Origin of the sequence: Enterococcus sp. DIV1067f, assembly GCF_050543505.1 — a bacterium.
Taxonomy (GTDB): domain Bacteria; phylum Bacillota; class Bacilli; order Lactobacillales; family Enterococcaceae; genus Enterococcus_D; species Enterococcus_D entomosocium.
This window is the reverse complement of record NZ_CP172940.1, coordinates 343,953-358,067: the sequence shown is the minus strand read 5'-3', so window position 1 is coordinate 358,067 and position 14,115 is coordinate 343,953. Positions and strand designations below refer to the sequence as shown.

The 14,115-nt window shown below is 45.1% G+C and carries 14 protein-coding genes; all 14 read right to left on the bottom strand.

Annotated features, from left to right (window positions below; all coding sequences use genetic code 11):
* Nucleotides 1-7: 7 nt before the first annotated feature.
* The 14 genes from IGJ42_RS01720 to mutL all read right to left on the bottom strand — a co-directional run bounded on the left by IGJ42_RS01720 (nt 8) and on the right by mutL (nt 14,115).
* Nucleotides 8-2,158: a glycoside hydrolase family 3 N-terminal domain-containing protein gene (locus IGJ42_RS01720; RefSeq protein WP_086316814.1), complete on the bottom strand. Its 2,151-nt coding sequence runs from the start codon at nt 2,156-2,158 to the stop codon at nt 8-10.
* A 6-nt stretch (nt 2,159-2,164) separates the two neighbouring features.
* Nucleotides 2,165-2,944 carry an endonuclease/exonuclease/phosphatase family protein gene (locus tag IGJ42_RS01715; RefSeq protein ID WP_005232373.1) on the bottom strand — a complete coding sequence of 260 codons (780 nt, stop codon included), beginning with the start codon at nt 2,942-2,944 and terminating at the stop codon, nt 2,165-2,167.
* Nucleotides 2,941-3,855 (bottom strand): acetylxylan esterase, encoded by a 915-nt coding sequence (locus tag IGJ42_RS01710; RefSeq protein ID WP_429946983.1) that lies wholly within the window; start codon nt 3,853-3,855, stop codon nt 2,941-2,943. Before IGJ42_RS01710 ends, IGJ42_RS01715 begins: the two co-directional genes overlap by 4 nt.
* Nucleotides 3,848-4,450 carry a DUF624 domain-containing protein gene (locus tag IGJ42_RS01705; RefSeq protein ID WP_005232377.1) on the bottom strand — a complete coding sequence of 201 codons (603 nt, stop codon included), beginning with the start codon at nt 4,448-4,450 and terminating at the stop codon, nt 3,848-3,850. Before IGJ42_RS01705 ends, IGJ42_RS01710 begins: the two co-directional genes overlap by 8 nt.
* A 13-nt stretch (nt 4,451-4,463) precedes the next feature.
* The gene (locus IGJ42_RS01700) at nt 4,464-4,607 is read right to left on the bottom strand and encodes a hypothetical protein (RefSeq protein ID WP_016619626.1); all 144 of its coding nucleotides are present in this window, start codon (nt 4,605-4,607) and stop codon (nt 4,464-4,466) included.
* A gap of 359 nt (nt 4,608-4,966) precedes the next feature.
* Nucleotides 4,967-6,568 carry a sugar ABC transporter substrate-binding protein gene (locus IGJ42_RS01695; protein WP_008376282.1) on the bottom strand — a complete coding sequence of 534 codons (1,602 nt, stop codon included), beginning with the start codon at nt 6,566-6,568 and terminating at the stop codon, nt 4,967-4,969.
* 14 nt (nt 6,569-6,582) lie between these two features.
* Nucleotides 6,583-7,464 (bottom strand): carbohydrate ABC transporter permease, encoded by an 882-nt coding sequence (locus IGJ42_RS01690; protein ID WP_005227173.1) that lies wholly within the window; start codon nt 7,462-7,464, stop codon nt 6,583-6,585.
* A gap of 11 nt (nt 7,465-7,475) precedes the next feature.
* Complete coding sequence (locus IGJ42_RS01685; RefSeq protein ID WP_005232388.1) at nt 7,476-8,387, bottom strand: ABC transporter permease; 912 nt, start codon at nt 8,385-8,387, stop codon at nt 7,476-7,478.
* A 352-nt stretch (nt 8,388-8,739) separates the two neighbouring features.
* Nucleotides 8,740-9,741, bottom strand: coding sequence for a Holliday junction branch migration DNA helicase RuvB (ruvB, locus tag IGJ42_RS01680; RefSeq protein WP_005227171.1), 1,002 nt, complete (start codon nt 9,739-9,741; stop codon nt 8,740-8,742).
* Between the two features lie 14 nt (nt 9,742-9,755).
* Nucleotides 9,756-10,346: a Holliday junction branch migration protein RuvA gene (gene ruvA, locus IGJ42_RS01675; protein WP_005232405.1), complete on the bottom strand. Its 591-nt coding sequence runs from the start codon at nt 10,344-10,346 to the stop codon at nt 9,756-9,758.
* A gap of 182 nt (nt 10,347-10,528) precedes the next feature.
* Nucleotides 10,529-10,960: a peptide-methionine (R)-S-oxide reductase MsrB gene (msrB, locus tag IGJ42_RS01670; protein WP_061053658.1), complete on the bottom strand. Its 432-nt coding sequence runs from the start codon at nt 10,958-10,960 to the stop codon at nt 10,529-10,531.
* Between the two features lie 88 nt (nt 10,961-11,048).
* Complete coding sequence (locus IGJ42_RS01665) at nt 11,049-11,447, bottom strand: GFA family protein (protein ID WP_005232409.1); 399 nt, start codon at nt 11,445-11,447, stop codon at nt 11,049-11,051.
* 2 nt (nt 11,448-11,449) lie between these two features.
* Nucleotides 11,450-12,010 (bottom strand): Maf family protein, encoded by a 561-nt coding sequence (locus IGJ42_RS01660; protein WP_429946982.1) that lies wholly within the window; start codon nt 12,008-12,010, stop codon nt 11,450-11,452.
* Complete coding sequence (gene mutL / locus IGJ42_RS01655; RefSeq protein ID WP_429946981.1) at nt 12,007-14,115, bottom strand: DNA mismatch repair endonuclease MutL; 2,109 nt, start codon at nt 14,113-14,115, stop codon at nt 12,007-12,009. Before mutL ends, IGJ42_RS01660 begins: the two co-directional genes overlap by 4 nt.

The window sequence follows — 14,115 nt, the reverse complement described above, 5'->3', positions numbered from 1 at the left end:
TCCTATCTTACCTAACTAATTGCAGGGTTGTTTGTTGGGTGTCTCGGCTGTTCCCACCAATCATGATGTGGAATTTCCCTGGATCACTGCTTGCTTGTTGGTTGCTGTGAACATAGCGCAGCAGTTCTTCCGTGATCTCAAATTGAACGGTGGCTGATTCGCCAGCTTCTAGCCAAATTTTCTTAAAGCCTTTCAGTTCTTTCACTGGGCGAACCACTTCACCGACTAAATCGCGAATGTAGCATTGGACCGTTTCCCAGACCGCTGCTGTTCCTTGGTTCGTAACAGTGATGGATGCCGTGACTGTTTGATCTTTGGTCATGGTCGGCTGATCCAACGTCACCGTAGAATACGCAACTGGGCTATAGCTCAAGCCGAAGCCAAATGGATATTTGGCATAATTGGAGACATCCAAATATTTTGAGACATATTTTTCATCCGGTGCACTTTCATATGGACGACCGGTATTGTCAACGTTGTAATACACAGGGACTTGTCCAACGGTTTCCGGGAATGACATACTCAAGCGGCCGCTTGGATTGTATTCTCCCCACAAGATCTGAGCAAGTGCGTTTCCGCCTTCGGTTCCAGGGAACCAAGCCTCGACGATCGCTTTGGCTGCATCAACCCCTTGCAAGTCAAGAGGACGACCGTTATAAAGGGTTACGATCAATTGCTCGTTGTATTCTTTCAAGGTTTCAACCAAGGACAATTGGGCTTGCGGCAAGCGAATGTCGCTGCGACTGGCAGCTTCACCGCTCATCCATTCTTGCTCTCCTAGCGCTAAGACAACTTTATCCGCTTCTTTCACTAATTCGATCGCTTCTTGGATCGCTGCTTCAGACGGCGCAAAATAATCAAAGGGCTCTTGACCGATCAACAGATCCGCACCCAAGGATTGAGCCCCCGCCACTAACGTCACCACTTCTTCTTGTTTCCCTTGCCAAGACCAAGCACCTAATAGATCACGGGAGTGAGCACCCGGGCCCACAATCGCCACTTTTTCGGTTTTCTGCAACGGCAGGACACCTTCATTTTTCAACAACACCATTGATTTCTTTGCGATATCTCTGGCGATCTCTCGGTGTTCTTGAGACAGAACAGTGGCTGCTTCAGCGGCTTCATCAGCACCGCGGTATGGATTTTCAAATAGACCTAGTTCATTTTTCAAGGTCAAGATTCTTAGCACGGCTTCATCGACTAAGGCTTCCTCAACAGTGCCTTCTGCGATCAGCTCTTTCAAGTTATCAGTGTAGCAAGTCGTCATCATCTCGATATCGACCCCAGCTTTGATGGCTAATTCAGCGGCGTGTTTTTCATCTTCCGCTGCGCCATGGGCGATCACTTCTTTGATTGCTGCCCAGTCAGAGATCACAACGCCTTCAAACCCGAATTCTTCTCGCAAAACATCGCGGAAAAGCCAGCGATTGGCTGTTGCTGGAATACCGTCCACCGTATTGAAGGAGGTCATCACCAGTTTGGCACCGGCATCAAGGGCCGCTTTATAGCCCGGTAAATAACTTTCTCGCAGTTGGCGTTCTGACATATTGACCGTGTTGTAATCGCGACCGCCGATAGCCGCACCGTAAGCCGCAAAATGTTTGACACACGCAGCCACGCGGTTGAAATCTGTTCGCAGATCATCCCCTTGATAGCCTTTGACAAAGGCTTCAGCGAAGCGACTGTTCAAGTAAGGATCTTCCCCCGTCGATTCCATGACACGGCCCCAACGTGGGTCTCTTACTAAGTCCACCATCGGTGAAAAGGTCACATGCAAGCCAGAAACAGCTGCTTCTTTGGCAGATACTTCCGCCATCTTCTCCGCTGCTGCCAAATCCCATGAACTACCTAATCCTAATGGAATCGGAAAAATCGTCCGAAAGCCGTGAATGATGTCCGCCATCAATATCGTTGGGATATTCAAGCGGTTATTTTCGATATACTCTTTTTGGACGCGGATCGCTTCTTTTGCACCAGAAACACCTAGCGTTGTTCCCGCATTGTTGATGTTCTCTTGTGTCAGTCCTAAGTCGCCCATTGGGCCGGTTTTCTCTTCTGCTTTATCTGAATAAAAAGCCGCTGCCAGTTGCAGCAACTGATCGATTTTTTCATCTAAGGTCATTTCTGAAAGTAGTTCGGTTAATTTCTGCTGTTCCATTTTTATTCATCCTTTGCTTTCTTCAAATTGGACTTCTGCTTCTAAAGGAAAATGATCGGAGGGAAAACGACGATCACAAGAATCCGTTAGACAGGCGGTTTTGACCACCGTGAAGCCTTTCGTATAGATATAATCAATTTCTTCTAGTTCTTGCCATGGTAACGTATAAATAAAATTTTGATAGGAGCCTTTTGGCCCGTGATGGGGCTTCTGTCCATGTTCTTTGGCATTTTGAAAATGTTGCTCTAAGTACCGATGCACCCGCTCGGTTGGCTCCGCATTCAAGTCGCCCATCAGCAATACAGGATAGCGTTCGATTTGATCTGCCAGCTGCTCAAAGATCACTTTCATCCCTTCAAAACGAGCCATTTCTGAAATATTATCTAAATGGGTCGTGATGACAAGAAACGGCGGATTCTTTTTTTCCTGTAAGACTGCCCAAACACATAAGCGTGAATACGCAGCTTCTGGATGAATACTTGGTTCAGTCGGTGTCAATGACAACCAAAACGAACCTGAAGCTAATAACTCGAAAGCCTCTTTTTGATAATACAGTCCAATGCCTTCGCCTAAGCCATCACCATCTCGTTCAGCCGTGACGGAAGCATACTGCGCTAACTTTGCTAAATCTGCAAATTGGCTGGGACGAGCTTCTTGGATCGCCAGAACATCCCAGTCGTAGTAATCGATCAAGGAGCAAACCGCCTCCGATCGATAGTGCCATTGCCATTCTTGGTCATAGTCGGTATCGACTCGTAGATTGTAGGTTGCTACTTTCATCTTCATTCATTTCCTTTGAGTAATTTTTTGATTTGCTGCATTTCACGACGGATTTGTTTCGCTTCGCCGCCGCCATGCCCTTTATTTAAGTAAATACGCAATTCTTTCGGTCCAGGAATCTTTTTATAGGAAACGAAGAAATCTTCCATGGGACAGATTGGATCAGCACTGCCGACCGATGTATAAACAGGACCAGTTATCTGATGAGCAAAATACTTCAAATCAAAATAACTCATGACTTGATAGATCGTTTCCCGCATTTCTGGAAATTGTTCGATATACTCTTGAATCACATGGTAACTTCCTGTTTTTTGTTCGATCCGATGGACAAGATTGGAGTGGCTTGGCACATCGGCAAACGTCGCAAAAATCGGGACGTTCGTTAATGCGTTGACCAATAAGGCGATGCCGCCGCCTTGTGAGCCGCCTCTTAAAATAATGCGCTGCGGATCGATTTCCGGTATCTGTTGAAGGACTTCTAGTGTGCGCAAACTATCTGCGACCAATCGCTTCATATAAAAATCTTCTTTTTTCAAGATGCCGCGTCCAAAAGGTGCTTCATGCTGCGTGGTTTCATAAGGAACTTGATCTTGCGTGCGTCCCCCTTGTCCACGATTGTCGATGACAAGACAGCCGCAGCCGATCAGTAACCAATGAGCGAATTGGAACGGTTCTTGCATATGATTCATATAGCCTAAAAAATCAATCACGATTGGACAATCTGCCGCTTGTTCTGGCAGCAGCAGATGCCCATAGATCGTTTCATTACCAAGACTTTGAAAAGAAATCGTAAAACAATCGATCCCTTTCAGCAAAGGCGCTTGTTTGGTTCTTTCAAAGGCTAGCGGAAGGGCGTCAAGTTCTTGTTGGACCGAAGCCCAAAAGCAGGATCGATCAATTGCGGTCGATTCAGTCATTTGTCTCTTCCCCCTTCGCTAATACTTTATTGAAAAACAACACCTGTACAAAGGCTGATCCTGAAATGCCTAAACAAACAAATAAGAATAGGTTTACTTTGCTGCACAATACAAAAACAATGATTGGGATCACCAGTAAAATGATCGCATTCGCCGTACTGCTAAGAACCGCATACGCCGTTTCTTTCGCTGTTTCTTGCAATGATTGCGCAAACAAGCTGTACAAGAGAACGAACACGACGAGATACAGCGCAGCCAAGCTGACGAGGATCACGGCTAAAACGCCAAAGTAAGGTGTAAGCATCATCAAGGAATAGATCAAACCGGCAAAGACTGCGACATACGCAATAACAAGACCTTCTAAGAAGAGACCACGTTTGAGGTTGCTTAAGAATGCTTGCTTGTATCGTTGCCAAATCGGGACATCTCGTTCCTTGTACAATTGATCGATCGTCTGATACAGCGCGATCAATGCTGGCCCTGCGAGAATCAGCGTCATTGCTGGAATCATAAAGAGAAAACTAACAATGATCATATCTGCTAGAAAAGCAAAGACCCGATAGTACCATCCTTCATAAGAAAATAGTCGATTCATTATGATCCTCCAATCAAAACTTGCTGATTTGTGCTGCGGGTGCTGCGTAAACCTGTTTCTTGCCTTCTTGTGATTTTGGGTCGTTTCTCAACGTACGGGTTTCTGGGTTGCAGGTCTCACTACGTGAGCCAATCGCAGTGATTCTTTGTACGGACACTACGCTCCCTGCAGTCGCCTAGTACTTTGAAACATCAAATTTTGCGCAAAGTGCGCGCAAAACCTGTGTTTCTTTGGTTGGTCACTACGCTCCTTACAGTCGCCTAGTACTTTTCATCATCTGCTCGTCTCCGCTTTCGCTTCGCCTACAGTTGCACTAAGTAAAACACACTAAGTGCAGCTTGCATGTCTCACTACGCGAGCCAATCGCAGTGCTTCTTTGTATGGACACTACGCTCCCTGCGGTCGCCTAGTACTTTTCATCATCTGCTCTGTCTCACTACGTGAGCCAATCGCAGTGATTCAAAGTAAAGGGAGAGGAAAGGTCTTTTTTTGGCTTCCTTTCCTCTCCTATGGGGGTTATTCTAGTCGTTCGCGGTTTTCGGCCATTTTTTCAGTTTTAATGTCTTTGATTGCGTCCCAGTTGTTTGAATCTAAGAAGCTTTCAAAGTCGGTTAGTGTGCTGTCAAATGTTCCTTCATCTTTTGAACGAATCAATGAGATGATCGTGCTGTTGATTTTGGTTTTGATGGCTGTGTTTGAACGTGCTTCTGCAGTTCCGGCATCTGGATCCGTATTTTCGATCACAAAGTGTGGATACAATTTGCCTTCGCCCCATTCTTGCATTTGAGTCAACGCATTTTCAGTTTTGACTTTCAGTGCATTGACACGGTCATTGTTAAAGTAGTTGAAGCGGCTGATACCATATTTTTTGTTGTAGCCTTCGTTGTCGGTTTGTTCCATTTCTTTGATTTCTGGCAAGTAATCGATTTTGCCTTCATCGTTGTATTCATACGTCACGCCTTCAACACCGAATTTTGTCAAAATTTGTCCTGGTTCATCGATCAAGTACGTGAAGAGTTGGGTTACTTTTGCTGGATCCGCCGCATCTTTTGTGATGTAGTTGATCAACCAGCCAGAGATTCCTGTTTGGTTCAAGGTTGCTTCACGACCAGAAGTGCTGGCAGGTCCGTCGATTGCGATGTACCGCGTGTCAGAGTTTTTCATGAATTCAGTGAAGTTCCCACCTTGTCCGCTCGTTCCTGCGACTAAGATCGTTGCATAGTCCCCTTGTTTTACTTTTTCATCATAGGTTGGACCGTCATCGGTAAAGCTGTCATCACTGATGTTGCCGTCACGATACACTTGATTAAAGGTTTTCAACCATGAGATATATTCTTCATCTAAGTTACGATCGTAGAAAGCACCATCTTCATCTTCTAACGGAACACCTAAGAAGTCTTGCAATTTATCTAAGAATGGTCCTGCTGTTTCGCCGATCGTTGTGAAGCCCATTGGTGTCAAATCAGGGAATTTCTCGCTGATTTCTTTCATGACTTTCACATAGTTTTCTGGAGTCGAAACATCTGGTTTGCCCAATGCTTCATAGACATCTTCACGGATCACAAAGTTATCGTTGACGGGAATATTGCCGCTTTCGTAGTCCGCTGCTGTGTTGGAATAGTTTGGATAGCCATAAGTTTTGCCATCATCTAAAGCAAACCATTTGAAGGTATCTTCGGTCACGACATTCATCAAATACGGATCGTATTGTTCCGCTAAATCGTTTAATGAGTATGCCCAGCTATCAGCTTTTGTGGCTGCTTGACTGGTTTTATCCATCAACGTCACGATATCAGGCATATCACCACTTGAAATCAAAGCATTTAATTTCGAATCATCACCTGAAATAAATTCAATATCAATGTTCAAATCTTTTTTGATTTGGGCTGTCGTCACATCTTCACCAAATGGCAAAGCTGTCCAGTCTGAATTGATGTACCATGTGATCTTGGTTGGTTCTTCTTTGGTATCGAGTTTCCATGCTGGTGTCTTTTCATCTAACTCATACCGATCTTTGATAGAAAAATCCGAACTGCTGGCATTGTCTGAGCTGCCGCCACATGCTGCTAAGCTAAGTAATGCTGATGCTGCCAATAAACCGCCTACTACTTTTTTCATGTCTATCCCTCTTTCTATTCTTTTACTGCACCGGCCATCATACCGCCGATAAAGTGTTTTTGAAGCAATGGATATATAATTAAAATTGGCACTGTCGTGATGACGATCGTAGCCAACTGAACCCCACGGGTCGTTGCTTGGACGATAAAGTCGGTACTACCGCTTTCAGTCATCGTACTCAAGTTGGATTGGACGATGATTTCATAAATCTTCATTTGCAGCGGATAGAGATACTCTTTTGTGATATACAGTTTTGTTGTCATAAAATCGTTCCATTGGCCAACCCCGTTGAACAAGATGATGGTTGCCAGTGCCGGTTTCGTTAATGGTAAGAAGATTTTATAAAAGATTTGGAATTCACTTGCACCGTCGATCTTCGCCGATTCTTCGAGTGAAGGCGGAATCTCACGGAAAAAGTTCATTAAAATCACGACATCATAATAGCTGAACAAAGCTGGAATAATGTAGACCCAGAAAGAATCCAGTAATCCTAGCGAGCGAATCAGCAAGTACGTTGGAATCATCCCACCACTGAAGTACATGGTGATGACCCCCATCGTTGTATAAATGTTGCGGCCAACCAAGCGTGATTTACTCAATCCGTAAGCCACGATCGCACAAAACAAGGTATGGGTCGCAGCCCCAAGAACCGTTTTTAACACTGAGATCAAGAAGGCACGGGGGATACTTGCGTCGGAAAAAACTTTCCGATAGTTTTCCCAGGTAAAGCCTTTGGGCCATAACACGAGGCCGTTGCCCGCTAATCCAGAACTAGAAGACACGGAGGAAACCAAGATATTCCAAATCGGTACAATGATCATTAACGAGAATAAAATCAAGATCACGGTATTGAAGAAGTAAAACCACGTGTTTTCTTTTGCTTTTCTTTTGATCATGTTTTTTCCTCCTATAAGATAACTGAATTGCCGTTGTTCAACTTGCGGGTCACTCGATCCGTGATCACCAATAAGATGACGGAAATGACCGCGATCCCCAAGCCGACAGCAGTTGCATAAGAGAAATCACCTTGCGTCAACCCCATTTTATAAACAAAGGAGTTGATAACTTCTGAACGGTTTTGGTTCTGTGAATTCATCAAAACTAATGTTTGATCTAGGTTTGACCCTAAGATACCGCTCACATTCAGAATCAAGTTTAAGGAGATGATCGGTGTCAGTAATGGCAATGTGATCGAACGAATCTGTCTTAGCTTGCTGGCACCATCGATTCGTGCGGCTTCATAAAACGTTGGATCGATCCGCGACATACCTGCCAAGTAAAGAATCGTTCCCCAGCCGACTTCTTTCCATAGATCAGAAAGGACCGCGATCCACCAATATTTGCTTGGATCCAATAGATGATTGACCCCTTTGTCCATCAATCCTACGGACATCAACACTTGGTTGATAAAGCCGTTCGTTGACAGCCAAGAGATCATCATCCCACCTAGCACGATCCATGAGAAAAAATGGGGAATGTATGAAACCGTTTGAATAAATTTCTTCAAGCGGCCATCTTGCATTTCAAAAATCATAATGGCTAACACAATCGGGATCGCAAAACCTAATCCTAATTTCAATAAGCTGATGGCTAACGTATTTCTAACTGCTTCCCAGAAAAAACTGTCATTCATAATGATACGGAAATTCTCTAACCCAACCCATGGTGCTGATGAAATCGTGTCAATCACCGTATAGTTTTTGAAAGCGATTATAATTCCGTAGATCGGAATATAATTAAATACGATCATAAATGCCACGCCGGGAAAAACCATCCAGTGAAGCTGCCGTTGACTATAAAACTTTTGCAGTTTACTCATACACAAAATCTCCTTCTTTCTATCCTCGCAACACTACGTATATCTCCACACTTCGGTGAAACGTTTCTACAAAAAGATTATATCCGCTGCCATTCGAAAATGCAAGCCTTTCCAATTATTTTTTTCAGGTTTTCTTTTTTCACAAATTTCGTTGAGTTCCTCACAAACATAAAAGCTATTATATCAACATTTTTATAAGAAATAATTTCTCCAAACACTTCCTTTTAATCAAATTTCACAAATGATGTATTTTTTCAACATCTATTGATCCTCAGGAATCATTAAAAAATAAAAAGAAACGTTTCACCAAAAGCGCAAAAAAGCAGCAATCATCGCTGATTGCTGCTTCCTTCTATTCACTTCTTTGGGGATAGCCAAAATGGTCATAGGCTAACGGTGTTGCGATCCGCCCACGCGAGGTGCGTTTCAAAAATCCTTTTTGGATCAAAAACGGTTCGTACATATCTTCCACTGTTTCGGTTTCTTCCCCGATATTGACAGCGATCGTACTTAATCCCACCGGGCCGCCTTGGTACAATTCGATCATCGTGCGGATCAATTTCTGATCGATATAATCCAAGCCAGCATGATCGACTGCCAAAAGCGCCAATGCCTGATCGGCAACGGTGCGATCGATCAACCCATCTGCTTGCACTTGCGCATAATCGCGAACTCGTTTAAGCAAACGGTTGGCGATCCGCGGGGTGCCTCGTGACCGACGGGCGATTTCGATCGCCCCTTCTTCCACGATATCCGTTTCAAAGATGGACGCAGTCCGCTGCACGATCTCTTTTAAATCATGGTCTTCATAATATTGCATATGAGAAATGATCCCGAAACGATCCCGTAGTGGCGCCGAGAGCATCCCCGCCCGCGTCGTTGCGCCGACTAAGGTAAATGGCGGGAGCGGAAAATGAACTGGGTGAGCCGTTGTCCCTTGCCCCACCATGATATCCACATAAAAATCTTCCATTGCCGAATAAAGCATTTCTTCGGCGACACGAGGCAAGCGATGGATCTCATCGATAAACAGAACATCCCCCGGCTGCAGCTCATTCAAGATCGCAATCAAATCCCCTGGTTTTTCGATCGCAGGACCGCTGGTCGTCTTGATTTGGACCTGCATCTCGTTGGCGATCACCATTGCCATCGTTGTTTTCCCTAAGCCTGGCGGACCATATAAGAGGACATGATCCAACGCTTCTTCTCGATTTTTCGCCGCTTGGATATAAATCGAAAGCTCCTGCTTGACTTTGTCTTGTCCGATATATTGGGCAAGGGTTTGCGGACGCAAGGATTTTTCGATGATCTCTTCTTGTTCTGTGCTTTCTGGCGAAACAATTCGTTCATCCATCGTCTACTTGCTCCTTACTTTTTCATCATCAATCGGAGAGCTTCCCGCAAGTACTCATCCGTCGATTTTGTCGTATTCGCCGCTAATTGTTTTTCGGCTTTCTTGACTTCTTTTTCGCTATAACCCAATGCTTTCAAGGCTTCCATTGCTTCATCTAAAGCAGTCGTTGCTACGCTTAGAGGAACGATCGCTTCTTCTCCAACCAGTTCAGCCACTTTGCCTTTCAAGTCTAGGATCATTTGCTGCGCCGTCTTTTTACCGACACCTGGGAACTTAGTCAAATAATTGACGTCCCCATTTTCGACTGCCGTGATCAACCCTGTATGGTCTTCATTGGCCATGATTGCTAACGCACTCTTGGGTCCAATACCTGAGACACTGATCAATTTTAAAAACAACTGCTTGCCTTCGATCGTGGCAAAGCCGTAGAGACTATGAGCATCTTCACGAATCACTTGGTGCAGATAGATTTTTACTTCTTGGTTTAACTTGCCGCTAAATGAATACGGATTGCCAAAAGCGATCTGATAGCCGATGCCATGGGTCTCAACGACGATATACGCCGGAAAGATATCCGTTACTTTCCCTATGATATATTCGTACATGTGCTTTCCTTTCTGTACATATGTTCCCTTTATTGTAGCACAGACGAGAGGGCAAAAAAAGGACTGTGAACGAAGGAAAAGGTTTAGCAGGAAACAAACGGAGGAAAAACCGTTGTTTCAGTCGCATTTTTTCAAACGAGACATGCTGCTGAATCTTTTTTTTCGCACACAGTTCCTAATACTTACTCAACGAGTGATTTGAATTCGCCATAGCCTTTTTCATCCATTTCTGCTAAAGGGATGAACTTCAATGCTGCCGAGTTGATACAATAGCGCAAACCGCCTTTGTCTTGAGGACCGTCTGAAAAAACATGTCCTAAATGAGAGTCAGCTTCTTTGCTGCGGACTTCTACCCGATGCATACCGTGAGAAAAATCGGCTTTTTCTTGAATATCTTGGCGACTGATCGGCTTCGAAAAGGAAGGCCAGCCACAACCGGCGTCATATTTATCAGTAGAAGCAAACAATGGTTCTCCGTTGACGATATCAACATAGATCCCTTTTTCATAAAAATCATCATACTCGCCAGTAAAGGGGCGTTCGGTTGCATTTTCTTGGGTCACCGCATATTCGATCGATGACAATTTTTCTTTTAATTCTTTTTTATCTGTCATTTTTTCACCTGCTTTTCCTCTAGACTCATCCTGTATGCTCTATCATGCCTTTTTTCTTAGCGAATGTAAAATGACTTGCTCAAATTGTTTAAGGGTTTTGCAGCTTTTGCCAACGAGTCGTTGGTTCCGCAAAATGGTAAAACTGCGGTTGGTCTTTTGTATAGATTTCTTCGGTTAAGACAGCTTCTGGCATGTTACCAAATAATCCAGCCGCAAAAAAATAGGTGTGTGCTTCTTTGAGGTAAAAGAACAGACTCGAGCCACATTGACTGCAAAATCCTCGTTGTGCCCACTTAGAAGAATCATAACGTCGCAGCCACTTCGCTCCTTGAAGAGCCATCTGGTTCTCAGAACATGGTGCAAGAGCAAACATCGGTCCGCCGTGAAATTTCTGGCAGAGACTACAATGACAAACCGTGATTTCTTTCGAAACTCCAGTCAAGTCAATCGTGACTTTGCCGCAAAGACAACTACCAGAAACATCCATCCTTATTCCTCCTCCATAAACTCTTGCAACAACTGATAGACCGTAGTGACAGGAAACCCTACAATTGTATAAAAATCGCCGTTTATCGATGAGACAAATACTTTGGCCGCCCCTTGGATCCCATAGGCGCCCGCTTTGTCTTGGTACTCATCTAAGGCAAGATACTTGTCGATCTCTTGATCGGTCAAGGAACGAAACACAACTTCCGCCGAAACCACTGCTTGGCGCAGCTGTTCGCCTTTTTGCAAAACGACGGCGGTATGCACCCAATGGGCACGTCCGCTCATTTTTCGCAACATCGAACGAGCATCTTCACGGTCGGCTGGCTTTCCTAAGATTTCTTCATCCACCACGACCGTGGTATCGCTCGCGATCACCAGATCTTCAGGATATGCTTGCGTAATAGCCGCCGCTTTTTCTGCTGCCATCCGTTGGACATAAGGGATCGCCGCTTCGTTTGGTCGGACCGACTCGTCGATATCCGCTGGTATGACCGCAAATTCCGGGACTAACTCCGCTAATAATTCTTTGCGTCGCGGCGACTGTGAAGCCAAAATAATCATTCCATGCCACTCCTTGCTCGATGAGGATCTTGAATCCGTTTGAACATCCGCTCCATGTCGCTGTTGGTGAAATGGATCAGCACCGGGCGACCATGGGGACAGTTGAAGGGATTCTCGCATTTCGCTAAATCTTGCAACAAGATCCGGGCTTGTGCTTCATTCAAATAATGATTGGCTTTGATGGATCGTTTGCAGCTCATCATGATCGCGGTTGCTTCACGAAACTTTTTGACACTGACACTTCCTGTCGTCAATAACATATCGATCATTTCGCGGATGATGGCTTCTTCTTCACCGCTAGGGTACCACGTCGGGTGCGCTCGGACGATGAAACTATTGGTCCCAAAAGATTCCAGATGGATCCCGACTTCTACCAGCTTGTCACTTTGTTCTTGTAATTGCAGTGCATCGCTGTTGGGATAATCCAAAACGATCGGCACTAACAACTCTTGCAGGTCATTGGTCACTTCGCCGATTTTTTCGCGGTAATACTCATATTTGATTCGTTCTTGTGCCGCATGCTGGTCGACGATATATAGCCCCGCCTCGCTTTGGGCAAACAAATAGGTCCCATGCATCTGCCCAAAATAATCCAGTTGGGGAAAACGCTCCTTCGCTGGTTCTTCTTCCAGCAACCGTTCGACCGTTTTCAGGTAGTTGCGGTCATCCCCATGTATTTCCGGGTGAAGAGTCGCTTGATTTTGCAGATCTTGCGCCGTAAGCTCTGGCGTCTCTTCCGAGAGAAAGGCTGGCGCTTCTAGCAGCGGCGCTTTTGTTTCCATCTGATCTTCCACAAATGGTTTTCGGACAGGCTTATTTGGCAGCGTCTCTTCCAAACTGCGAAAGGTTTCCTCGGTTTCTTCCAACAGGTTTTCGCTAGATTCCTGTGGCATTTCTGGAAGTTTTCCACCTTCCTCCACAGGTTTTTCCACAGAGTTATCCACAGTCTGTTGATAAGTACTGCCCTGAACCTCAAATTTCCCGGTTTCCCGATTATAAGACAACCCAGAAGTCGAATTTCCTGCTGACTCCAGTTCCAAGCCAAGCTGCTGGGCTTTTGGCTGATCGGCAACTTTTTTCTTAAACCGCAGATTGTCAGCCGCGTTAGGAATCAAATTGATTTCCCGCAGCGCCTCATTGATGGCTTTACTGATTAGTTTCGTTAGCTCTTCTTCTTTTGACAAACGAACTTCTTGCTTAGTCGGATGGACATTGACATCGACTAGCAAGGGGTCCATTTTGATTTCAAGGACAGCTAATGGAAAACGACCGACCATCAATTTTGACCCGTAACCGGCTACGATCGCTTTATTCAAAGCAAAGTTGCGAATATAACGACCATTGATGATCGTGGATAAATAGTTGCGGCTGGCTCGGGTGACTTCTGGCAGTGACACAAAGCCAGTGACTTTAAAGTCGAGGTCCTCAGTATCGATCGCAATCATTTTTTTGGCCGTTTCCACTCCGTAGATCCCGGCGATGGTTTGTTTTAACTGCCCACTTCCAGTGGTGCTCAACATCTTATTGCCTTCATGAACGAGGCGAAAAGCCACTTCTGGATGGCTCAGGGCGATCCGATTGACGATATCGCCGATGTTCGCAAGTTCCGTTTGCAGCGTCTTGACATATTTCAAACGTGCCGGTGTATTGTAAAAGAGGTTTTCGACAGTGATCTTGGTTCCTTGTCGCAAGTTGGCAGGCAGATGCTCTTCAACAGCGCCGCCTTTTAAGCGCACAAAGGAGCCTTGTTGGGCACCTTTGACTGCCGTTTCAATCGAGAGGATCGAAACCGAAGCGATACTAGGCAAAGCTTCCCCGCGAAACCCGAGGGTACGTATTCGAAACAAGTCATCTCGATTGTGGATTTTACTGGTGGCGTGGCGTTTAAAGGCAGTCAAGACATCCTCTTCTGCAATTCCTTCGCCATTATCGATGACTTGGATTTTACGCAAGCCTGCTTCTTCAATAAAAATATCGATTTGGGTACTGCCGGCATCCACGGCATTTTCAACTAATTCTTTGACGACAGAAGCCGGCCTCTCAACAACTTCTCCTGCCGCGATTTGGTTCGCCAGACGTTCGGATAGCTCTTGGATCTTTCCCAT

What these genes read in the sequence shown, in the direction of transcription:
- IGJ42_RS01660 (WP_429946982.1), bottom strand. Translation starts at nt 12,010, where the DNA reads ATGATTATTTTGGCTTCACAGTCGCCGCGACGCAAAGAATTATTAGCG.
- IGJ42_RS01715 (WP_005232373.1), bottom strand. Translation starts at nt 2,944, where the DNA reads ATGAAGATGAAAGTAGCAACCTACAATCTACGAGTCGATACCGACTAT.
- IGJ42_RS01690 (WP_005227173.1), bottom strand. Translation starts at nt 7,464, where the DNA reads ATGATCAAAAGAAAAGCAAAAGAAAACACGTGGTTTTACTTCTTCAAT.
- IGJ42_RS01705 (WP_005232377.1), bottom strand. Translation starts at nt 4,450, where the DNA reads ATGAATCGACTATTTTCTTATGAAGGATGGTACTATCGGGTCTTTGCT.
- IGJ42_RS01665 (WP_005232409.1), bottom strand. Translation starts at nt 11,447, where the DNA reads ATGGATGTTTCTGGTAGTTGTCTTTGCGGCAAAGTCACGATTGACTTG.
- IGJ42_RS01710 (WP_429946983.1), bottom strand. Translation starts at nt 3,855, where the DNA reads ATGACTGAATCGACCGCAATTGATCGATCCTGCTTTTGGGCTTCGGTC.
- IGJ42_RS01685 (WP_005232388.1), bottom strand. Translation starts at nt 8,387, where the DNA reads ATGAGTAAACTGCAAAAGTTTTATAGTCAACGGCAGCTTCACTGGATG.
- ruvA (WP_005232405.1), bottom strand. Translation starts at nt 10,346, where the DNA reads ATGTACGAATATATCATAGGGAAAGTAACGGATATCTTTCCGGCGTAT.
- ruvB (WP_005227171.1), bottom strand. Translation starts at nt 9,741, where the DNA reads ATGGATGAACGAATTGTTTCGCCAGAAAGCACAGAACAAGAAGAGATC.
- msrB (WP_061053658.1), bottom strand. Translation starts at nt 10,960, where the DNA reads ATGACAGATAAAAAAGAATTAAAAGAAAAATTGTCATCGATCGAATAT.
- IGJ42_RS01720 (WP_086316814.1), bottom strand. Translation starts at nt 2,158, where the DNA reads ATGGAACAGCAGAAATTAACCGAACTACTTTCAGAAATGACCTTAGAT.
- IGJ42_RS01695 (WP_008376282.1), bottom strand. Translation starts at nt 6,568, where the DNA reads ATGAAAAAAGTAGTAGGCGGTTTATTGGCAGCATCAGCATTACTTAGC.
- mutL (WP_429946981.1), bottom strand. Translation starts at nt 14,115, where the DNA reads ATGGGAAAGATCCAAGAGCTATCCGAACGTCTGGCGAACCAAATCGCG.